This window comes from Pseudomonas proteolytica (assembly GCF_007858275.1).
GTDB lineage: Bacteria > Pseudomonadota > Gammaproteobacteria > Pseudomonadales > Pseudomonadaceae > Aquipseudomonas > Aquipseudomonas proteolytica.
Genome location: NZ_VFEV01000018.1, coordinates 1 through 21,231, shown reverse-complemented (window position 1 = coordinate 21,231; position 21,231 = coordinate 1). Strand labels below are relative to the sequence as shown.

Sequence of the window (21,231 nt, the reverse complement as noted above, 5' to 3'; positions counted from 1 at the left end):
GGGTCGAACGGGCTTTACGCCCCTCGGCCAATCTCAATAACCCGCCACCACCCATCGCACCCTCAGCAACGCTGCACGCAGCGCGTTTTTGTCCACCGAGCCCAGCGCCAGGCGAATCGCATGGGGCACATGCTCGGACACCGCAAAAGGCTCTGCGCCAGACACCGAAATATTCTCCCGCGCCAGCGCCATGGTGATCTGATCGGCCCGCGCGTCTTCCCCCAGCGGCAACCATAAAAAATACGACGATGGATGGGCAATGTAGTCCAGCCCCGCCAGCACCTGGGCCGCCAATGCCTGCCGGGCCTGTGCGTCCTGGCGCTTTTGCGCTTCCAGTTGCAGCACCGTGCCATCGTCGATCCAGCCCGCCGCAATGGCCGTCATCACCCCAGGCGCATTCCACACGGTGGCCATGATCGTGCGCTCCAGGGCCGGCACCCACTCAAGTGGCGCCGCCACGAACCCGACGCGCAGGCCCGTGGCAACGCTCTTGGACAAGCCACCGATGTACAGCGTGCGCTCTGGCGCCAACTGCGCCAGCGGTGGCGGCGCGTGTTCGGCGAGGAAGGCGTAGGCCGCGTCCTCCAATAGAATCAGCCCATGCTCACGGGCGATGCGCACCAGTTGCTGGCGCGTTTGAAGGTCCAGGACCCACCCCAGGGGATTGTGCAATGTCGGCATGCAATACAGCGCCCGCACGGGGCGTCGCCGACAGACCTGTTCAAGCACAGCAAGATCAGGACCACGGGGCGTGACCGGGATCGCGACGATCTCCAGGTGCAGCGTCTCGGCCAGCACCTTGAACCCCGAATAGGTCAGTGCGTCCACCGCCACCACATCGCCCGGCTTGAGCTTGGCCATCATGCTGACCGCCAGCCCATGCTGCGCGCCGCTGACCACCAACACCTGCTCGGCCGCGACGCTTAAACCGCGGTGCAGCAGATGCCGCGCCATCGCCGCCCGTTCGTGCAAGCGCCCGGCTTGGGGCTGGTAGCGCAACAGCGCTTGCAGATCGCCCGACAACGCCAACTGGCGGAGCGCAGTGCGCAGCAGGTCAGCCTGGCCCGGCAAGGACGGATAATTGAAGTTCAGGTCAACCATGCCCGCCGCCACGGCAACCTGCCCAACGCCCTGGCCCGGCGCCAGGGCGATCTCACGTACAAACGTACCGCGTCCGGTCTCACCGCTGACCAGGCCCATGGCCTCCAGTTCGCTGTACACCCGGCTGGCCGTGACCAGCGCCAGGCCGTGGCTGGCCGCCAATTGACGGTGGGTCGGCAGGCGGGTGCCGGGCACCAGGGTGCCAGCACGGATATCCCGGGCAAAGGCGTCCACCAAGGTTTTGTATCGGGCACGGGGCATGGGCGATGTATCCATGACAATTTTTTGATTGCCCCAATCTTCAGTCCTAGGATGCCGGTCACGCAACCCTCACTTATCGAGCACGCCCTGCATGGAACAGACTTCCCGGATTATCACTGCCCAACACAGCCGCAGCGGCTGGATCAATGGCTTGCTTGGCGTGCTGATATTCAGCGGCTCGCTACCGGCCACGCGGGTCGCGGTGCTGGAGTTCGACCCGGTGTTTCTCACCGTGGCCAGGGCCACTCTCGCCGCCATGGCGGGCCTGTGCCTGCTGTGGCTGCTCAAGGCCAGGCGGCCGACGCGCGAGCAATGGGCACCGTTGCTGATTGTCGCCCTCGGCGTGGTGCTCGGTTTCCCGCTCCTGACCGCGCTGGCCTTGCAGTCTGTGACGTCCGCCCATTCCATCGTGTTTATCGGCTTGCTGCCCCTGGCCACTGCCGTGTTCGGCGTACTGCGCGGCGGCGAGCGGCCGCGGCCGGTGTTCTGGTTGTTTTCGATCCTCGGCAGCCTGCTGGTCATGGGTTATGCCCTGGCGCAGGGCTTGAACGCCGCGCCCATCGCCGACCTGCTGATGCTGTTGGCTGTGCTGGCCTGCGGGCTGGGTTACGCCGAAGGAGGCAAGCTGTCGCGCACCCTCGGCGGTTGGCAGGTGATCTGTTGGGCGCTGGTGGTGGCGCTGCCGGTGGTGGCGCCGCTGACGTTACTCCTGGCGCCCTCCTCCTTCGTCGGGATCAGCCTGCCGGCCTGGTTCAGCCTGGGCTACGTCGCGTTGTTCAGCATGTTGATCGGCTTCGTGTTCTGGTACCGCGGACTGGCCCAGGGCGGTATCGCCGCCGTCGGCCAGTTACAGTTGCTGCAACCGTTCTTCGGCCTGGCGCTGGCCGCCAGCCTGCTGCATGAACAGGTAAGCCTGGGCATGCTGGCCGTGACCGTCGCGGTGATTGCCTGCGTGGCCGGGGCGAAGAAGTTTGCACGTTAGGGGCGTGCGCCTTTAGGCTCAGGGATTGGCCAAAGAACAATAAGGATCGACGATGCACACCCCTTCCCTGCAAGACACCACCGCGCCGGACGGCGTCTGTTACGGCTGCGGACCGCGCAATGCCCATGGGCTGCACATCAAGAGCCGTTGGGCTGAGGACGGCATCCATATCGTCGCCGAGCACCTGCCCGAGGCCCAATACTGCGGCTGGCCGGACCTGGTCTACGGTGGCCTGATCGCCATGTTGGTGGATTGCCATTCCAACTGGACCGCCATGGCCTATCACTACCGTGCCGAACAGCGCGAACCGGGCGAGTTGCCGCGCATCGACTGCGTGACTGGCAACCTGGGCATCAAATTTATCAAGCCGACCCCAATGGGTGTGCCACTGGCCTTGCGCGCCAGGGTCGAGGGTGAGGTCGGGCGCAAAAGCCGCGTGGTGTGCGAGGTGTACGCCGATGGTGTGCTGACGGCGATTGGCGATTCGATCTTCGTGCGGGTCGATACCGGGCGCCTGGCGGACACCGCCCATGGCCGGCAGGCCTGACAATGGTCTACATTCAACGCCACACGCCGCTATAGGAGCCTGCCGATGCCTCGCCTGACCGCCAAAGACTTCGCCCCTGAACTGCTGGAACTCTACGACGGCTACGCCCACGGCAAGATCAACCGCCGCGAGTTTCTCGACCGCGCGGCCCTGTTCACCTTTGGCGGGCTGACCGCATCGGCGTTGCTGGCGTCCCTGAGCCCCAACTACGCCCTGGCCGAGCAGGTGAAGTTCACCGACCCGGACATCGTGGCCGACTACATCACCTACCCTTCGCCCAAGGGCACCGGCCAAGTGCGTGGGTACCTGGTACGCCCGGCCAAGGTCGAGGGCAAATGCCCGGCGGTGGTGGTGGTCCATGAAAACCGCGGGCTCAACCCCTACATCGAAGACGTGGCCCGACGCCTGGCCAAAGCCGGGTTCATGGCCCTGGCCCCCGATGGCCTCAGCTCGGTGGGCGGTTACCCCGGCAATGACGAAAAAGGCGTGGCACTGCAACAGACCGTCGACCCGACCAAGCTGATGAATGATTTCTTCGCCGCCATCGAATGGCTGATGCACCACGACGCCAGCACCGGCAAAGTGGGAATCACCGGCTTCTGCTACGGCGGTGGCGTGACCAATGCAGCGGCGGTGGCCTACCCGGAACTGGGCGCGGCGGTGTCGTTCTACGGACGCCAACCCGACGCCAAGGACGTGCCGAAGATCAAGGCGCCGATCATGTTGCATTTTGGCGAGCTGGACACACGAATCAACGAAGGCTGGCCGGCCTATGAAAGCGCCTTGAAGGCCGCCGGCACGACCTATGAAGCGTATATCTACAAGGGCGCCAACCACGGCTTCCACAACGACTCGACCCCACGTTACGACGAAGCGGCAGCGAACCTGGCGTGGGAACGCACGTTGGGCTGGTTCCGCAAGTACCTTGCCTGATCAGTAATGTTGGTCTTGCGGTTGCGGTTGCGGTTGCGGTTGCGGTTGCGGTTGTGGCGAGCGGGCTTGCCCCGCGCTGGGCTGCGTAGCAGCCCCAACAAGATCGCTGAGTTGTATCAGAGAGACCGAGGGCACAGGGTTTGGGGCTGCTTCGCAGCCCAACGCGGGGCAAGCCCGCTCGCCACAGTAAGCCCGCTCGCCACAACCACAACAAGGCCGCTCAAGCCATCTCAATCGCCGTCACCTCCTCCAGCCATTGCCGGAACGCCAGCATGGCCGGGGTTTCTGCCCGCGACTGCAGGCGCGTCAGCCAATAGCTACCCGTGGTGATCCCCACGTCGAACGGCTGGCGGATCACATCCTGGGCCAACTGCCGCGAGAACATCATTGCCGGCGCCAGGGCCACGCCATTGCCCTGCAACGCCGCTTCCATCATCGCCAAGGACGAGTCGAACACGATACTGCGCGGCACCAGGGTGTCGGCGGGCAACCCGGCGGCCTGGAACCAGAGGCTCCATTCATCGGCCCGATAAGAGCGCAACAACGTGTGCTTGAGCACATCGCCAGGGCCGTGCAACTGGCGGGCAATCGCTGGCACACACAATACCGTCAACGGCGCCGCCAGCAACTCACAGGCGTGGGTGCCGTGCCATGCGCCGGCGCCAAACCGGATCGCGTAATCCAGGCCTTCGGCGGCCACATCCACGCGGTTGTTATGGGTCGACAGGCGCAGATCGATAAACGGGTAGCGCGCCTGGAAATCCCCCAGGCGCGGCAGCAGCCAGCCCACCGCAAACGTGCCCACTGCGCCCACCGTCAGCACTTCGCGGTAGTGACCGGCCTGGAACTGGCCCAGGGTCTGGGCGATACGGTCGAAGGACTCGCGCAATACCGGTAACAACGTCTCCCCTTCGCGGGTCAGCATCAGGCCACGGGGCAGGCGCTTGAACAGCGTGACGTTGAGCTGTGCCTCCAGGCTCTTGACCTGATGGCTGACCGCCGCCTGGGTCACGCACAGCTCGATGGCCGCCCGGGTAAAGCTCAAATGCCTGGCGGAGGCTTCGAACGCACGCAGTGCGTTGAGGGGCAGATGGGAACGCAACATGGTTTAAACCCAAATTTTTCTAATGACTGGTGCGAGATATCATCGGTTGTCCAGGGCCCTGAAACTGCCTATCTTGGCCACGCCTGCGCAGGCTGTGATACCCCCGATCATCCTCATGGAAGCGACCTCATCATGTACCAACACGTGCGCAACGTCACGATTCTCAGCCTATTGATCGGCGCCGGCAACTGCATGGCCGCCGACAATCTGCGCCAGGTGGTGGACGCCACCGTCAAGCCCCTGATGCAGCAACAGGCAATTCCCGGCTTGGCAGTCGCCATCGTGCAAGACGGCAAGGCCCGATACTTTAACTACGGTATCGCCGCCAAGGACAGCCAACAGCCCATCAGCGAAAACACCCTGTTCGAGATCGGCTCGGTGAGCAAGACCTTCGCCGCCACCCTGGCCGGTTATGCCCAGGCCACCGGCAAGCTCAAGCTCTCTGCCCCCGCCAGCGACTATTTGCCAGCCTTGCGCGGCAGCCTGTTCGAGCACATCAGCGTGCTTCAACTAGGCACCTACACCGCAGGCGGGTTGCCGTTGCAGTTCCCCAGCGAGGCGGACAACGCCCAGCAGATGATCGGCTACTTCCAGCACTGGAAAGCCGCTTTCGCCCCCGGCACCCAGCGCCAGTACTCCAACCCCAGCCTGGGCCTGTTCGGCTATCTGGCGGCGCAAAGCCTGCAGCAACCCTTCGACGTGGCGATGGAACAGACCCTACTGCCCAAGCTCGGCCTCAAGCACACCTATCTCACGGTGCCCAAGGCGCAAATGGGCCTGTATGCGCAGGGCTATGACAAGGCCGGCAAGCCGGTGCGCGTCAGCCCCGGTGCACTGGACAGCGAAGCCTACGGGGTGAAGACCAGCCCCGCCGACCTGGCTCGCTACATGGCGCTGAACATGCACCCGACGTCGCTGGAGCAGCCGCTGCAACAGGCGATTGCCGCTACGCATACGGGTTATTACACGGTAGAAGGCACCACCCAAGGGCTTGGCTGGGAAATGTACGCCTACCCGCTGAGCGTCGACGCCCTGGTCGAAGGCAACTCGACGCCGATGGCCATGGAGCCGCATCCGGTCAAGTGGCTGACACCCGCCCAGCCGCTGCGCGCCAATACCCTGGTAAACAAGACCGGCTCGACCGGCGGCTTTGGCGCCTATATCGCTTATGTGCCGAGCAGAGGCATCGGTGTCGTGATCCTGGCGAACAAGAACTACCCCAATGCCGAGCGGGTGAAAGCGGCCCATGCAATCTTGCAGGCCATGGACCACTGAAGCGGTAGCACCGCGCTTGCTTGTGGCTAGGGGGCTGGCTATGGATAGGGGGCTTGTTGTGGCGAGCGGGCTTGCTGTGGCGAGCGGGCTTGTCCCGCGCTGGGCTGCGCAGCAGCCCCAAACCCTGCGCCCTCGGTCTCTCTGATACAACTCAGCGATCTTGTTGGGGCTGCTTCGCAGCCCAGCGCGGGACAAGCCCGCTCGCCACAACAAGCCCCCTATCCACAGCCAGCCCTCTAGCCACAGGGGTATCAGGCAGCTCCTGTCGCCAGGCCTTTACCGGCCCGTTCCAGATTGCGCCATAACCAGGGCGGCAACACGTCCGGGTCGAGGCTGTCGATCAGGTTCTTCAGGCCCAACCCCAACTCCGTATCCCCCTCAATCACCAGCCGCCGGCGGAAGAACAAGGTGTCCGGGTCTTCCTGGCGGCTGGCCAATAGCAGAAACTCGCGCCAGTTGCCGCTGATGGTCACCTGAGCCTCGGCCCGCTCGGCGATGCGCAGCCCGTCGCGGCCCAGGGTCAGGTACCAGCGCAAGCCCAGGTCGGGAATGCGCAGGCACATCCAGCGCCCGCGCAGCAGTTCAAAGCCGCCATCGCGCAAGGGTTCGGCCAGGCAGCGGTTCAACGCCTGTTGCAACGCCAGGCGCTGCACCACAAAGGGCACCTTGCGCATCAGCGGCAATAAGCGGTCGGCGCCCTTGAGCAGCCATTGCTTGCGATTCAACACAGCCCCACCTCCTCGACCCGCAACATCCCGGCCTGGCCATGCCAGTAGCCATTGCAGCCCTCGACAAACACCGGCGGCGTAGCGCCCTGGCGCACCCGATCAAAGGCTTCGACGATGCCCACCATGCCCTGTGCCCTTGGGCTCAGGCGCAGCAGGTCGGCGCCGCAACTCACCAGCCCTGGATAGTCGGCCAGCAGGTTGGTGACATCCGCCGACATGGTCTGGATGCCATTCAACGTAAACAACGCCTGCCCTTCCTGGCTGGTCAAGGCCATGCCATCGGGGTAGTTCAGGCAGCAGAACTGGCAGTCATCCTTGGGCCGGTTTTCCGCTCGGGCCGTGAAGCAACGCGCCGAGTAGGCCAGGGGCAAATGCCCATAGGCAAAGACTTCAACCTCCGGCAACGGCCGACCCAGTTCACGCACCTGCTCCAGCACATCGCCGATCAGCGCGGCCGAGCACTCTACCGGCGGCACCCAACGCATCATCCCGGCGTCCAGCAGTTGCACGAGGGCGTGGCCGTTGTACAAATTCAACGCCGGCCCACCGACAAAGGGCAGCTTGCGCTCGGCAAGCAGTTGCACGGCGCCCATGTCATTGGCCTCGACCAGCACCTCGCCGTTGTCACACAGGCGGCGCAGGCTCGACAGCTCCGATGCGGCCTCGATCAGGGTCAGGCTCGACAGCACGATTTGCGCGTTGCCCGCCGAGTGCAATTCGCGGCCCAGGCCCAACCATTGATCGAGGTTGAACGCGCGACGCTTGGAGCACACGGTTTCACCCAGGTAGATCACATCCAGCGGCAAGCTGGCCATCTCGGAGTAGAACTGCCCCAGTTGTTGCTTATCCCAATAAAACAGCACCGGTCCCAGGCTGAGTTTCATGTGCGGTTCCTCATTGCCACGAACGATGGTAGGCGCCCAGCGTGGTCTGGCTGCCTTCGGATAGACCGGCCAGCACGCTGCGCCACTGGTCCTTGACCACAAAGCGTTCCGGCGCACGGCGGTGGGCGTCCAGCGCCGCGCGCCAGACCCCGGTGACTTGCTCGACATACGCCGGGCCGCGCTGGCGGCCTTCGATTTTTACCGCTTCCACACCCATGGCGATCAACTCGGGGATCAGGTCCAGGGTATCGAGGCTGGTGGGTTCTTCGAGGGCGTGAAAGCGCTTGCCATCGACCATGAAACGGCCCTTGCACAGGGTCGGATAGCCCGCCGGTTCGTCCGGGGTATAGCGGTCGATCAACACTTCGCTCAGGCGCGCGCTCAGGCCGTCGGCGTCTTCGCTCCAGCGCACGGCCTTGGCCGGCGAGCACACGCCGCACAGGTTCGGGGATTCGCCGGTGATGTACGAAGACAGATGGCAGCGGCCCTCCGCCATGATGCACAGGCTGCCGAAACCGAAGACCTCGATCGGCACCGAGCTGCTGGCAGCCACATGCTTGACCTGGGCCAGCGACAGCACCCGGGGCAGCACCGCACGGCGGATGCCATAGCGCTCGGCGTAGAACTGCAACGCCGCCGCATGGGTCGCCGAACCCTGTACCGAGAGGTGCAAGGCCATCTGCGGATGGCGGCTACTGGCGTACTGCAGCACACCCGGGTCACCGGCAATCAGTGCATCCACGCCATGGTCGGCGGCGCGATCCACTGCCCGTTGCCAACGCTCCCAGCCTTTGGGCTGCGGGTAGGTGTTGACCGCCACATACAGCTTGCGCTGGTGCTGGCGGATATGGGCGACGGCGCCGTCGAACTGCTTGTCGTCCATGTTCAGCCCGGCAAAATGCCGGGCGTTGGTGTCGTCGCGAAACCCCACGTACACCGCATCGGCACCTTGGCGCACGGCGGCTTTGAGCGCAGGCAGGTTCCCTGCCGGGCAGACCAGTTGCATGGTTGATCCTCATCAAAAAAACTATCGCACTTGTGTCGCTGCAGGCAGTTACTGCATCAGTTCGGCGAAGGACACGAACCGCACCAGGCCGCCCTTTTCCACCCACTGCTCACGCTCCACAATCGCCAGGCCATCGGCCCAGCAGGCCGCGCTCAACATCGCCGAGCTTTGCCGTGGGTGCAGGGTGATGCGCGCCTGGCCGTCGATGCCCGGCGCCAGGCGTGCCCGCAGGTATTGGCGGCGGCGGTTGCGCTGGGTCCAGGTAAATTCGGCAGGCAGCAGCATCGGCACCAAGGTGACGTCAGTCACACCCTGGGCGCGCAACAGAAACGGGCGCACCACCACCAACGCGGTAATCAGCGCCGCCGAAGGGTTGCCGGGCAAGCCGATCCACGGTTTACCCGCCACATCGCCAAAGGCCAGGGGTTTGCCCGGCTGGATCGCCAGGCGCCAGAAGTCCACGCGACCCAGTTCCTCGATCGCCTGCTTGAGGTGATCTTCCTCGCCCACCGACACCCCGCCAGAGGTCAGCAGCAGGTCGCATTCCGAGGAGGCCAGGGTCAACGCATCGCGGCTGACGGCCAGTTCGTCGGCCATCACGCCATAGTCATGCACTTCCACGCCCCAGCCTTGCAGCAGTGCCGCCAGGCAGTGGCGATTGCTGTTGTAGATCTGCCCCGGCGCCAGGTGATCGCCCGGTTCGCGCAACTCATCGCCACTGCTCAACAGGCACACCCGCAGCGGCCGGTAGACCTTGACCTGAGCCAGCCCGGCCGCCGCGAGCAACCCCAACTCCTGGGCGCGCAGGCGCTTGCCGGCCGGCAGCAGCAAGGCGCCCTGGGTCACCTCTTCACCCTGCTTGCGTACGTGTTCGCCGGTGCGCATGGGTGGGCACCAGATACGCTGGCCATAGACCCGGCAACGCTCCTGGGGCACCACGGTGTCGGCCCCGGACGGCAAGGGAGCACCGGTAAAAATGCGCATGGTCTGCCCACTGCTCAACGCCGTCGCGGCGGCGTCGCCAGCGGCGATGCGCCCGGCCAGGCGCAGGTAGCCGCCCTCGGCCGGCAGGTCTGCGGCGCACAGCGCGTAGCCGTCCATGGCACTGTTGTCCCAGGCCGGCAGGTTGACCGGGGAAAAAATATCGCCAGCCAGCACCCGACCCAAGGCCTGGGCGGTTTTCACCTGCTGGGTGGACGGTGGCGGTGGTGCCTGGGCCAACAGGCGTTCGATGGCCTCGTCCACCGGGATCAATTCACCGCTTTCACACACCGATGTGCTCATGACCGCGCCTCGCAGGGTTCCAGCGCTTGCGCGGCCTGGGGCTTGAGGTGTGGGGCGAAATTGCACGGCCCGGTGCGGCTGTCCAGTTGCCCCAGCAGGATCTTGTCCCAACCGGTACGGCACGCGCCGGGGGAACCGGGCATGCAGCACACCAGCACGCCGTTGCTCATGCCGGCCAGGGCGCGCGATTGCAGGGTCGACATGCCGATCTCTGGCACGGACACCTGGCGAAACAGCTCGCCAAAGCCTTCGACATGTTTGTCCAGCAACGGCAGCACCGCTTGTGGGGTGTTGTCCCGCGCAGTGAAGCCGGTGCCGCCGGTGGTGAGAATCACCTGCACCTGGGGGTCGGCGATCCACTGCGAAATGCGTGCGCGGATCTGGTAGATGTCGTCCACCACCAGCGCCCGGTCGATCAACTCGTGCCCGGCCGCCTGCACGCGGTCGCACAGGGTCTGCCCGGAGGTGTCGTTGTCAAAGTTGCGTGTGTCGCTGATGGTCAGGACGGCGATATTCAGTGAGACAAAATTGCGTTGAGTCAGGTGTGCCATGGTGAAAATCCCGGGATAAATGAGCAATGGCCCAAGCCTGCACCGCAAAGGCCTGCGGGCCTATTCCTCCGAGGAGGTACCTCTAGGCGGATTCAGGGGGCCAGGCGACTGCGCTGCCAGGTGCCGTCGTGGCGACGGTAATCGAGGCGGTCGTGCAGGCGGTCGGGGCGGCCTTGCCAGAACTCCACGCGCTCGGGTTGCAGGCAATAGCCGCCCCACTCTGCCGGGCGCGGCGGTTGTTGGCCGGCAAAGCGTTGGGTGACGTCGCGCAGGCGCCCTTCCAGTTCGGCGCGATGGGCCAAGGGCTGGCTTTGCGGCGACGCCCAGGCGCCCACCTGGCTGGCCAGCGGCCGCGAATGGAAGTAGTCGTCGGACAGCTGCGGCGCCAGGCGTGCAACGGTGCCTTCGATGCGCACCTGGCGCTCCAGGCCCGGCCAGAAAAAGGTCATGGCCGCGCTGGGGTTGCTCGCCAGTTCCTGACCCTTGGCGCTCTGGTAGTGACCGAAAAAGGTGAAGCCCTCGGCACTGAAGCCCTTGAGCAAGAGAATCCGACAATGGGCGCGGCCCTCGGCATCGACCGTGGCCAGGGCCATGCTGTTGGCCTCCACAGGCGCCACTTCGGTCTTGCGCGCCTGCTCCAGCCACTGGCCGAACAACACGAGGGGATCGTCCTGTACCAGGTCATCCCGCAAACCGTACAAGGTGTAGTTGCGGCGCATCTGCGCCAGGGAAAGGGGCATGGGGCGAACCTCCGGTCAGTTCGCCACAGTCTGATCAGCCGAGGCGCCCGGCACCTTGACCGCGATCAACTGCGCGCCGCGGCATGGCGTCGCAGCGTTGCTACTTGAGGCCCAGGCGCCGCGCCAATTTGTGCAGGTTGCTGGAGTCCAGGCCGAGCATCCGCGCGGCGCTCGCCCAGTTATCGCCCGACAGGCTCAACGCCTGGCGCACCTTCTGGCGCTGGCAGTCGTCCACCGCGTCGCTCAAGGTCTGGAACGCCTGCACCGGGGCTTGAACGACAGGGGCCTGCGCCAAGGTGGCGCTGTCCAGGTCCAGCAGTTCGGCTTCCAGGGTCATGATCTGGTTGCGATTGCCGCCACGGCTCAGCTGCTTCAAGGCGGCGCGGCTGATCACATGTTCCAGCTCGCGCACATTGCCCGGCCAGGCATAAGCCAGCAGGGTCTGCTCGGCCGCAGGCGACAGGCGCAAACCGCGCAAGCCCAGCCGCGCACGGTTGAGTTCAAGGAAATGCCCGGCCAGCAGCAGCACATCGTGACCGCGCTCACGCAACGCCGGGATCGGCACCGGGTACACCGACAGCCGGTGGTACAGATCGGCGCGGAACAGCCCTTCACGAATACTCTCGGGCAGGTGGCGGTTGGTGGCGGCGATGATCCGCACATCCACATGCAACGGCTTGTCGGCGCCCAGGCGCTGGATCTCACCATTCTGCAAGGTGCGCAATAGCTTGGCCTGCACGCTCAGCGGCAGCTCACCCACTTCATCGAGGAACAGCGTGCCGCCGTTGGCCGCATCAAAACGCCCGGCACGGTCACTGGTAGCCCCGGAAAACGCGCCTTTGACGTGGCCGAACAGCTCGCTCTCGGCCAAAGATTCCGGCAGCGCCGCGCAGTTGACCTGGATCAGCGGCTTTTTGCTGCGCCGCGACAGACGATGCAGGCGCCGCGCAAACAGCTCCTTGCCCACCCCCGTTTCGCCGAGCAACAGCACCGGCAAATCCGAGTCGGCGAGCACATCCAGCTCGTTGAGCAGTTGATGCAGGACCGGGCTCTGGCCGAGGATCTCGCCGTCTTCGACGCTGGGCGAACCCGCCACCGGTTCGCTGCGCGACAGGCGCAGGCTGCGGTTTTCCTGCTCCAGGCGCGTGACGCGCACCGCCGCCTCGATTTGCAGGGTGCAGCGCTTGAGTTGCTCGCGGGCATTGGCATCGAAGGTTCCGGCATGCAGCGCATCCAGGGTAATCGCGCCCCAGGGCCGGCCTTCGACGAACAGGCTCACGCCCATGCAGTCATGCACGGGCAGCGGTTCGCCGACCTGGCTGTCTAGAAGCCCGTCGTACGGGTCCGGCAGGCGGCTGTCGGGTTCGAACCAGGTCGGCTCGCGGGAGGCCATGATCGCTGCCAGGCGCGGGTGTTGGGCAATCACAAAGCGCCGGCCAAGGGCCTCATGCACCAGGCCCACGGTGGCCACGGGGCGCAGGCTGTCGTCGCCATCCAGGCGCAACAGGCCCACGGCGCCGCTATGGAAATATTCGCGCAGGGTCTGCACCAGGCGTTGCAGGCGCACCGCGTTGGGCAATTCGACAATCAGGTCGGCCGACAGACTTTCACGCAGCATGGTCATTACTACCCTTGTATGGTCGGTTCTACCGTGCAGCATCAGGGTGATCCTGACCACTACAAAAAATTAATTTCTATTTTTCAATAACTTGGCAATGGCACACGGCATGCAATCACCGCTTCATCTGTTCACTTGATGAGGAAACCCCATGAACACCATCGCCCCGGACACCCTGCCCCAGGCGCAACTGATCGAACATTTGCTGGAGCGCTACCACGCCCGCCACCGCGAACAACTGCCGGAACTGATTCGCCTGGCCAGCCGCGTCGAGCAGGTCCACGGTCACCACCTGGCCTGCCCCAATGGCCTGGCCGACTTGCTGCGTGACATCGAGCAGGAACTGGAGGGCCATATGCTCAAGGAAGAACAAGTGCTGTTCCCAATGCTGCAAATGGGCCTGGGGCCCCAGGCTGCCCCGCCGATCCAGGTCATGCGCCTTGAACACGAACAACATGGCCAGGCCCTGGAACAGTTGCAGGCGCTGACCAACCACATCCAACCGCCCAGCGATGCGTGCAATACCTGGCGGGCCTTGTATCACGGGCTGGAGGTGTTTCATGGGGATTTGCTGGAGCATATTCATCTGGAAAACGACGTGTTGTTTGTCCGCGCACTAAAGGCCTGACCGACCTGTAGGAGCGAGCTTGCTCGCGAAGAACATCAACCAAAACGCGGGCTGCCTGGGTAGTCGCGTTGTCCGTGAGTTCTTCGCGAGCAAGCTCGCTCCTACAGGAAGGGATCGAGGTGTCTTAACGCAGCATCAATTTGGCCAGGATCACGATCAGCACCATGTGCCCAAGGATGCTGCGGCGAATCCATACCGCCCGCAGCGGGCTCAGGCGCTTTTGCGTCAACCAGTACGCGAGCAGCAGGTAGTGCCCGATGATGCTCAGCGCCAACATGATCTTCAGGCTCAACATCGCCGAAAAAGGGCTGGCCCATGGCGCGCCCAGCACGCCGCGATAATGCCAGGCCAGACCGATGCCCGCGCCATACAACAGCACCACCACGCCATGCAGCACCTGCCGCGAACGCCGGGCAATGGCTTGGTCGCTGGTGAATTGCGCCGACCACGCCAACTCTTCACGGGCGCGGTGCCAGATAAAAACCTCGAAGAACAGCGTGCCGATAAAGGCAATGGCCGCCAGCAGATGCACAATCAATAGCCACGAATACAGCATTCCCGTTCTCCTAGCCCGGATGGCCGTCAACCCGCGCATGCCACAGCATTGGGGCATAGCGCCATAGATACACGCCCAGGCCCAGGGTCCAGCACAGGCCCGCCAGCCACAGCGCGGCGTACGGCCAGATCAGCACCAGCAGCACCCGGCTCAGGCAGGCCAGGTTCAACAGGGTGAAGGCCAGGGTCATGCCCTTGGGTGGCGTCAGTGGCCGGCCGGTATGGCCCAGGCTGACCCGTGCGATCATCGCCAGGATCAAGCCGCCCATCGCCCCTACCGTCAGCGCATGCACCGCCAGGCTCGGGTTCAATGGGACACCCAAGTGCCACAGCGCCATGCCCAGGCACGCCACGGCCAGCCAGGCATAGGCCAGGTGCAGCGACCACAGCAGCGGCACGCGCCACAGGCCAGGGTCGTGCCAGCGCACCAGGCGCACCAGGTGACCGATCCCCAACAGGGCAAACACTAAACCAACCCAGAGGCTGGGCATCAGCGCGACACCGCTGGCATACAACAGAGCGACCAGCGCCGAGCCTACCAACAACAGGTAATCCAGCCACGGCCAGGGCTTCACGGCTTGCGTGCGCCCCAGGCCACGCTGGGTGAAGAATGGAATTACCCGGCCGCCGATCAAGCCCATCATCGCCGCCACCAGCCACAGCCCGGTCAACACCGCCTGGCGCTGCCAGCCTTCGTCACCGCGCAGCAAGCCATACAGGGACAGGGCGTCGGCCAGGGTCAACAGCAGCAACACCAGCACAATCGGGTAGTTGCGCTGTTGCCGCACTTTCCACAAGGTCCAGCCCATCAACCCGGCGACGGCCAGGGGAAAGGTCAGTTCCAGCACGGCCAACAGCGGCCACGGCAGGTTGAATAGCCAGGCCAGGCGTGCGGCCAGCCACACCCCGGCCAACATCGCCAGCGGCGTACCGCTGATGCCGGGGCGACCGGTCCAAGTCTGCACCGCCGTCAACAGGAACCCGCCGATGATCGCCAAGGCGAAACCGAACAGCAGTTCATGGCGATGCCACGCCAGCCAGCCACCCGCCGGCTGCCAGCCCGCGTCGCCGGCCAGGGCTAGCAACCACAGGGGAACCGCGAGCAACGCCAACAGGCAGCCACCGAGGAAAAATGGCCGGAAAGCCAGGCGAAATAACGGGGTTATCGACATGGCCTTGCGTCGATCCAGCACTTGCATACCACCACTCCTCAAGTCATTGCCGGCCCGATCATCCGGGATTGCCCGCGCCCGGCCCTTGTCGCAGATCAAGCAGGGCTTCGAGGCGGCGCAATATCCTGGGGGCCGTCGCGGGATTGGCGTTGCAAGGGCCGGGCCGGCTCCTTATGCCCACCGCAATCACGGGTGGGAGCTGGCTTGCCTGCGATGGCATCGCTGCGGTTTTACTGGGAGACCGAGGTGCCTGCATCGCAGGCAAGCCAGCTCCCACATGGGATCGGCGCTGATAACGAGGGTTTAAATGACCATTAGAGGGTTAAAACAACCCTCAGTGGCAGGGTCATTTAAACCCTCGAGATGCTACAGCTCTGATTCTACGAGGCCCGCGCCTTGGCCCAGCTCTTGCTCTACCCGGTTATCCCGTCATTACCCTGCCCCACGGAGTCCCCATGAAAAAAGTCATCCAGCCCCTCGCCTGGTTCGTGATCCTCGGTTCGATGATGGCGGCGGCCAGTGGCCTGTCGTTGTGGCTTGTATGATCACCGACGCACCGAGGGTCCTGCACCGCGTGCATCATCAGATCCTGCGCAGCCACCACCTGTTCGAGCCGCTCAACGAAGAGCAGATGGATGAGTTGATGGCCAGCAGTCAATTGCTGAGTGTCGACAAGGGCGAACCATTGTTCCGCCAGGGCGAGCCGGCCGAGGGGTTTTACTTCGTGATTGCCGGCGCGGTGAAGATCTACCGCCTGACCCCGGACGGCCAGGAAAAAGTCTTTGAAGTGATCGGCGAGCGGCAGACCTTCGCCGAGGCGATGATGCTGATGGACACCCCCAACTACGTGGCCTGCGCCGAGGCGGTGTGCCCGACGCAGTTGTATCGCCTGTCCAACGCCACCTATATGCGCCTGCTCCACAGCAACAGCCGCCTGACCTTCGCCCTGCTGGGCAAGTTGTGTGTGCGGCTGCACCAGCGGGTCAACGAGATCGAGACCCTGTCCCTGAAAAACGCCACCCACCGCGTGGTGCGCTACCTGCTGACGCAACTGGTGCGCCTGCACAGCGCCGACAGTTCGTTCGAATTGCCCATGGCCAAGCAGTTGATCGCCGGGCACCTGTCGATCCAGCCAGAGACGTTCTCGCGGATCATTCGCCGGCTGATCGATGAAAAAATCATCACCCAGGACGGTCGGCAGATCGCCATTCTTGATCGCCTGCGCCTGGAGCAATTTGAATGAGCGCCGCGTGTGTGTGCCTGTATTGCCAACATGCCAACCCGCCAACGCAGCCAGCCTGCGCACGCTGCGCCATGCCCCTGCCCGCCTCCACCGCCAGCCTTGAGGCCCGGCGACTCAAACGTTTCCAATGGTTCTGCCTGGGGCTGGCCGTGTTCTGCATCACCATGTTCTTCTGGCTGCCCCGGGACTTTTACTGATCTTCGGTCAACTGCCGGTACAGCAGCGGCAAGCGTAGCGGCAGCTGCTCCGGCTGGCGGATCAAGGTGTAGCCGTGGGCGCCGAACATGTACGGCAGGTAATCCCCGGCCTGTTTGTCGATAGTGATGCAGAACGGCACCAGGCCCTGGCGCCGCGCTTGCATTACGGCCTGGCGGGTGTCCTCCACGCCATAACGTCCCTCATACAAGTCCAGGTCGTTGGGCTTGCCATCGGTCACAATCAACAGCAGTTTGCGCCGTTGCTTACACGCGCCAAGGGTCTGGGTGGCGTGGCGGATAGCCGCGCCCATCCGGGTGTAATAACCCGGCTTGAGGCCCTGGATGCAGCCGCGGGTGTGGTCGTCATAGGGTTGCTGGAACGACTTGAGCTGTTGCAGGCGCACCTGCTGGCGGCGCAAGGATGAAAACCCATACAGGGCAAACGCATCACCCAGGCCCGCCAGGCTCTCGCCAAACAGCAACAGGCTGTCGCGGATCACATCGATGACCTTTTGCGTATCGTTGAGGTGGGCGTCGGTGGACATCGACACATCGGCCAGCAGCAAACAGGCCAGGTCACGCCGGGTGCGGCGCTGCTCCTTGAACAGACCGCGCTCGGCGCACGCGCCGTGCTGGCGCTCGACATGAAAATCCAGCCACGCCTGCAGGTCCAGTTCCGCGCCCTGGGGCTGTTGACGCAGCCATTGACGGTCGGTACGCAGCTGCTGGAACTGGCGGCGCAACCGCGCAGCCTGGGGCAGCAGGCGTGCCGGCAGCGGCTGGGGCGTGCTGTCGCGGGGTTGCATCAGTTGCAGGTTGACGAAGTTGGCTTGCAGGCATTGTTGGCGGTAATCCCACTCCGGCAACTTGATGCCTTCGCCCAGGGGAATGTCGTCGACGTCGGCCGGTGGCAGATCCAGGTGCAGCTTCAAGCCGCCACTCTTGCGCACGCGCTGGCGTGACAGGCTCAACTGGTCGAGGTCTTCGGCAACGCGGGCGGCATCTTCGTCCTCGGAGTCATCGGCCCAGCGGTCGAGGTCGACGTGTTCGGTCCAACTGAACAGGTTTTCCAGGCGCACCACCAACAGGCCGCCGTCGCGGCTGTTGTCATCTACCCGGTTGGCTTGTTTGGGCGCGCCCTGTTGTTCGCCGGGGCGGGTCGCCAGGTCATCGCCCTCGTCATCCAGATCGCCGGCCTGCGGGCTGTGCAGGTGCAAGGGTGGATACAGCCACAGGGGCAGCGGCCAGGCGGCGCGCTCGCTGCGGGGTAACTGGCGGATGCTGCCGGGTTCGCGCAGGGCCTTGCGCAAGGCCTTTTCCACGGCAGCTTCAGATGGGTTGAGGCTGGCGGGATCCGGGCGCAATTGCAGGTGGGCGTCCACCAGGCGCTGATAGCTGGGGAGCATGGCCGGGTAACGCTGCAACAGCAGCCAGGTCCAGCGTTGGTTGTCGCGGGCCCAGTGGGTCATCGGTCCGGCGTGTGCAGCCAGGAGCGCCAGCCAGCGGTACAACTCCAGGTTCAGGGCGGCCGAAGGAAACACCGCCAGGCTTGCCGGCAGGCGCAGGCGATGGCCATCGCATGAGGCCAGGGGGGCTTGCCGGCAGGTGCCGGCGATGCGCATCAACAGGTTGCGCCGCAGCAGCAGGTCGCGCTCGCTGGCGGCCTCCAGGGCAATTGCGTGGGCGCCGCCCAGGGCGCGGAACAGCAGGGCCAGGCTGCGCTGGCGGTCGACCAGGTCGACCCGCGCCTCGGGGAAGTCCGCACTGGCGCGGCGGGTGATAAAGCGGTGCCAGACACTGCCGACCCACTCTTCCAACTCAAGGGTAAAGGCCATGTGAAGTGCTCCAGACATAAAAACGGCCCGCACTACCTGCCGGGCCGCCCTCTTGGGGATTAACGTTGACCGCTCACGCAGTCACGGGGACGGCAGAGTCCAAGCCCTTGCCCCGCTGCCGGAAGCTCCACAGGTAGCAGAGCAGGCCCAGCAGGAACACCACGCCACTGGCCAGTCGGGCCCAGAACAATACGGTCAGGTGGTCCATGGTGGCCATGAACGGCAGTGCCACACCGTCTACCTGCCAACGCTGCAACCAGACTTGCACGGCACCGGCCGCCGTCAGGAACAGGGTGATCATCACCATCGACAGAACCATCATCCAGAAGCCCCAGATCTCCAAGGTCTGCGAGCGTGCATCCGGCGCTTCACCGATACCACGCAGGCGGGGCATGGCGTAGCTGATCAGGGTCATGACGATCATGGCGTAGGCGCCGAAGAACGCCAGGTGGCCGTGGGCGGCGGTCAATTGGGTGCCGTGGGTGTAGAAGTTGACCGGTGCCAGGGTGTGCAGGAAGCCCCAGACCCCGGCGCCGAAGAACGCCGTGACCGTGGTGCCCTTGGCCCACAACGTGGCCGCCCGGTTCGGGTGCTGGCGCCGGCGCTGTTTGACCATGGTGAAGGCAAACATCACCATCGCCAGGAATGGCAGCGGCTCCAGGGCCGAGAAGATCGAGCCGACCCACAACCACACCTCGGGCGCGCCGATCCAGAAGAAGTGGTGACCGGTGCCGATGATCCCGGTGATCAGGGCCATGGCGATGATCACGTACAGCCATTTCTCCACGACCTCACGGTCGACACCGGTGACTTTGATCAGTACGAAAGCCAGCATCGAGCCCATGATCAGCTCCCACACGCCTTCGACCCAAAGATGCACCACCCACCACCAGTAGAACTTGTCCCGTGCCAGGTTGCCGGGGTTGTAGAACGAGAACAGGAAGAACACCGCCAGGCCGATCAGCCCGGTCATCATCACCATGCTCACCGTGGTCTTGCGACCTTTGAGCAGGGTCATGCCGATGTTGTACAAAAAGCCCAGGCACACCACCACGATCCCCATCTTGGTGATGGTCGGCTGTTCCAGGAACTCACGGCCCATGGTCGGCAGCAGTTCGTTGTGGGTCAGCTTGGCCAGGGCCGCATAGGGCACCAGCAAGTAGCCGAGGATGGTCAACACCCCGGCCACGGCAAACACCCAGAACAGCAGGATTGCCAGCTTGGGGCTGTGCAACTCGCGGTCGGCTTCTTCCGGCACCAGGTAGTAAGCGGCGCCCATGAAGCCGAACAGCAGCCAGACGATCAGCAGGTTGGTGTGGACCATGCGGGCCACGTTGAAGGGGATCAACGGGAACAGAAAGTCGCCGACCACGTATTGCAGGCCCATGATCAAACCGAACAGCACCTGGCCCAGGAACAGGATCAGGGCGAACACAAAGTAGGGTTTGGCCACGGCCTGGGATTGGAATTTCAGATATGGATTGACGGTACGCATCCCTCAGCCCTCCTTGTTTGGCGGCCAGCCGTTGGTGTTGATCTTCGAGCTCCACTTGAGGAACTCGGCCATATCGTCCACCTCTTGGTCGCTGAGGTTGAATTGCGGCATCGCGCGCCGGCCGGGAACGCCCAACGGTTGCATCTTCATCCAGGCATGCAGGAACGGCTTGAACGCTTCCTCGCCGCCACGGCGGTTGAACACGTTGCCCAGTTCCGGCGCAAAGTACGCGCCCTCGCCCAGCAGAGTGTGGCAGCCGACACAGTTGTTGCGCTCCCAGACGCCCTTGCCGCGCACCACTGATTCGGTGAGTAGCTCCTGATTGCTGCGAGAGGGAAAGGTTTGTTCGGTGTGGTAGGTCAGGGCCAGGAATATCAGGAAGAAGAACACGCTTCCTCCGAAGTAGATATTCCTGGCCATGCCCTTGGTGAAGGTCTCTGACATGGTCGCTTCCTCATTGCTTGGCGGGGACCATGATAGAAAGCCGGGGGGTAAAACCTGCTTGATGGCGATCAAGAAATGCCGATGGTTTTGGTCGGGTATTGGGTGGGCGGTTGGCTACAGATGGTTTTTTTGCATGATCGCTCAAACCTACGCCCCCTGTGTGCGGGCTTGCTCGCGAAAGCGGTGGTTCAGTCAGCCATCTCCGGAGGCTGGTGAACCGCTATCGCAGGCAAGCCAGCTCCCACATTGACCTTAGACGCCCCGTCCAGCCACCCAGGCGTTATGGCTGAACCTGCGCCAGGCAGTGACCGAAAACCGCATATCTTGTGCGTTGACCATATTTCCTACACACCATATAGTGTGCCCACCCAGGAAGCCGACCACTACATAGTGTGCGAAGCCGGTAATTATCGAATTTTCTGGACGGTTTCATACGCCGTCAGAACAGACCAGGAAGGAGTATTTCATGCTGAGTTGGGATGAAGTCGACAACGAAGACACCGGCACCGCCGTGATCCGCGGCGCCAACGCCGGCCACGCCACCGAAGCCAACATGGACCGCCTCGACGGTGCCGGCGCCGCCGCTGCCATCGAAGCCCGCGCCGTGACCGCCAATGACTCCGCCGCCATCGTGCGGGCCAAGGCTG

The 21,231-nt window shown here is 64.1% G+C and carries 20 protein-coding genes and 2 pseudogenes; 8 read left to right on the top strand and 14 right to left on the bottom strand.

Translation table 11 applies throughout. From position 1 onward, the window contains the following. Nucleotides 1–33: 33 nt before the first annotated feature. Nucleotides 34–1,362: an aminotransferase-like domain-containing protein gene (locus FIV38_RS14675; protein WP_092236255.1), complete on the bottom strand. Its 1,329-nt coding sequence runs from the start codon at nucleotides 1,360–1,362 to the stop codon at nucleotides 34–36. Between the two features lie 91 nt (nucleotides 1,363–1,453). Here FIV38_RS14675 and FIV38_RS14670 point away from each other — a divergent pair, with 91 nt between their 5' ends. The 3 genes from FIV38_RS14670 to yghX are packed head-to-tail and all read left to right on the top strand — an operon-like array spanning nucleotide 1,454 to nucleotide 3,824. Further along, a complete protein-coding gene (locus tag FIV38_RS14670) occupies nucleotides 1,454–2,344 on the top strand; it encodes a DMT family transporter (RefSeq protein ID WP_092236252.1) in 891 nt (296 codons plus the stop codon). Nucleotides 2,345–2,396: 52 nt separating this feature from the next. Beyond that, nucleotides 2,397–2,891, top strand: a complete 495-nt coding sequence (locus FIV38_RS14665) for a PaaI family thioesterase (RefSeq protein WP_029294528.1) — start codon at nucleotides 2,397–2,399, stop codon at nucleotides 2,889–2,891. Between the two features lie 45 nt (nucleotides 2,892–2,936). Next, the gene (gene yghX / locus FIV38_RS14660) at nucleotides 2,937–3,824 is read left to right on the top strand and encodes a YghX family hydrolase (protein ID WP_029294526.1); all 888 of its coding nucleotides are present in this window, start codon (nucleotides 2,937–2,939) and stop codon (nucleotides 3,822–3,824) included. A gap of 220 nt (nucleotides 3,825–4,044) precedes the next feature. Here yghX and FIV38_RS14655 read toward each other — a convergent pair whose 3' ends face one another. Next, a complete protein-coding gene (locus tag FIV38_RS14655) occupies nucleotides 4,045–4,929 on the bottom strand; it encodes a LysR family transcriptional regulator (protein WP_092236249.1) in 885 nt (294 codons plus the stop codon). Between the two features lie 132 nt (nucleotides 4,930–5,061). On the opposite strand from FIV38_RS14655, the gene ampC reads away from it, so the two are divergent. Then, the gene (gene ampC / locus FIV38_RS14650; protein ID WP_092236246.1) at nucleotides 5,062–6,204 is read left to right on the top strand and encodes a class C beta-lactamase; all 1,143 of its coding nucleotides are present in this window, start codon (nucleotides 5,062–5,064) and stop codon (nucleotides 6,202–6,204) included. Between the two features lie 251 nt (nucleotides 6,205–6,455). Here the strand turns inward: ampC and ubiT are convergent, their stop codons facing one another. From ubiT to norR, 7 genes are all read right to left on the bottom strand, one after another. Then, complete coding sequence (gene ubiT, locus FIV38_RS14645; RefSeq protein WP_029294520.1) at nucleotides 6,456–6,932, bottom strand: ubiquinone anaerobic biosynthesis accessory factor UbiT; 477 nt, start codon at nucleotides 6,930–6,932, stop codon at nucleotides 6,456–6,458. Beyond that, nucleotides 6,926–7,816 (bottom strand): U32 family peptidase, encoded by an 891-nt coding sequence (locus FIV38_RS14640; RefSeq protein ID WP_070996333.1) that lies wholly within the window; start codon nucleotides 7,814–7,816, stop codon nucleotides 6,926–6,928. The genes ubiT and FIV38_RS14640 overlap by 7 nt, the downstream gene beginning before the upstream one ends. Before the next feature lie 10 nt (nucleotides 7,817–7,826). Beyond that, nucleotides 7,827–8,822: a ubiquinone anaerobic biosynthesis protein UbiU gene (gene ubiU / locus FIV38_RS14635; protein ID WP_092236243.1), complete on the bottom strand. Its 996-nt coding sequence runs from the start codon at nucleotides 8,820–8,822 to the stop codon at nucleotides 7,827–7,829. A 48-nt stretch (nucleotides 8,823–8,870) separates the two neighbouring features. Continuing rightward, nucleotides 8,871–10,106, bottom strand: coding sequence for a molybdopterin molybdotransferase MoeA (locus FIV38_RS14630; protein WP_092236240.1), 1,236 nt, complete (start codon nucleotides 10,104–10,106; stop codon nucleotides 8,871–8,873). After that, nucleotides 10,103–10,657: a molybdenum cofactor biosynthesis protein B gene (gene moaB / locus FIV38_RS14625; RefSeq protein WP_029294511.1), complete on the bottom strand. Its 555-nt coding sequence runs from the start codon at nucleotides 10,655–10,657 to the stop codon at nucleotides 10,103–10,105. The genes FIV38_RS14630 and moaB overlap by 4 nt, the downstream gene beginning before the upstream one ends. Before the next feature lie 92 nt (nucleotides 10,658–10,749). Continuing rightward, the gene (gene pdxH, locus FIV38_RS14620; RefSeq protein ID WP_070996336.1) at nucleotides 10,750–11,397 is read right to left on the bottom strand and encodes a pyridoxamine 5'-phosphate oxidase; all 648 of its coding nucleotides are present in this window, start codon (nucleotides 11,395–11,397) and stop codon (nucleotides 10,750–10,752) included. Between the two features lie 100 nt (nucleotides 11,398–11,497). Further along, nucleotides 11,498–13,015 carry a nitric oxide reductase transcriptional regulator NorR gene (norR, locus tag FIV38_RS14615; protein ID WP_029294507.1) on the bottom strand — a complete coding sequence of 506 codons (1,518 nt, stop codon included), beginning with the start codon at nucleotides 13,013–13,015 and terminating at the stop codon, nucleotides 11,498–11,500. Nucleotides 13,016–13,193: 178 nt separating this feature from the next. Between norR and FIV38_RS14610 the strand changes: the two are divergent. Then, nucleotides 13,194–13,643 (top strand): annotated as a pseudogene (locus FIV38_RS14610) (hemerythrin domain-containing protein); the annotation flags it as partial. A gap of 124 nt (nucleotides 13,644–13,767) precedes the next feature. Here FIV38_RS14610 and FIV38_RS14605 read toward each other — a convergent pair. Both FIV38_RS14605 and FIV38_RS14600 read right to left on the bottom strand, forming a co-directional pair. Then, nucleotides 13,768–14,199, bottom strand: coding sequence for a hypothetical protein (locus tag FIV38_RS14605; RefSeq protein ID WP_092236232.1), 432 nt, complete (start codon nucleotides 14,197–14,199; stop codon nucleotides 13,768–13,770). Nucleotides 14,200–14,209: 10 nt separating this feature from the next. Beyond that, entirely contained in the window at nucleotides 14,210–15,397 is a 1,188-nt protein-coding gene (locus FIV38_RS14600) for an NnrS family protein (protein ID WP_092236229.1), read from the bottom strand. A 514-nt stretch (nucleotides 15,398–15,911) separates the two neighbouring features. Between FIV38_RS14600 and FIV38_RS14590 the strand changes: the two genes are divergently transcribed. Continuing rightward, complete coding sequence (locus tag FIV38_RS14590) at nucleotides 15,912–16,613, top strand: Crp/Fnr family transcriptional regulator (protein WP_029294499.1); 702 nt, start codon at nucleotides 15,912–15,914, stop codon at nucleotides 16,611–16,613. Then, nucleotides 16,610–16,810, top strand: coding sequence for a protein DnrP (locus FIV38_RS14585; protein ID WP_092236226.1), 201 nt, complete (start codon nucleotides 16,610–16,612; stop codon nucleotides 16,808–16,810). Before FIV38_RS14590 ends, FIV38_RS14585 begins: the two co-directional genes overlap by 4 nt. Here the strand turns inward: FIV38_RS14585 and FIV38_RS14580 are convergent. From FIV38_RS14580 to FIV38_RS14570, 3 genes are all read right to left on the bottom strand, one after another. Next, nucleotides 16,804–18,645: a nitric oxide reductase activation protein NorD gene (locus FIV38_RS14580; protein ID WP_092236223.1), complete on the bottom strand. Its 1,842-nt coding sequence runs from the start codon at nucleotides 18,643–18,645 to the stop codon at nucleotides 16,804–16,806. The two genes, FIV38_RS14585 and FIV38_RS14580, sit on opposite strands and share 7 nt — an antisense overlap. A gap of 73 nt (nucleotides 18,646–18,718) precedes the next feature. Beyond that, a complete protein-coding gene (locus tag FIV38_RS14575; protein WP_070996340.1) occupies nucleotides 18,719–20,140 on the bottom strand; it encodes a cbb3-type cytochrome c oxidase subunit I in 1,422 nt (473 codons plus the stop codon). Between the two features lie 3 nt (nucleotides 20,141–20,143). Next, entirely contained in the window at nucleotides 20,144–20,584 is a 441-nt protein-coding gene (locus tag FIV38_RS14570) for a c-type cytochrome (protein ID WP_029294425.1), read from the bottom strand. Nucleotides 20,585–21,050: 466 nt separating this feature from the next. Here FIV38_RS14570 and FIV38_RS14565 point away from each other — a divergent pair. Beyond that, nucleotides 21,051–21,231: pseudogene (locus FIV38_RS14565) on the top strand (ribonucleotide-diphosphate reductase subunit beta); the annotation flags it as partial.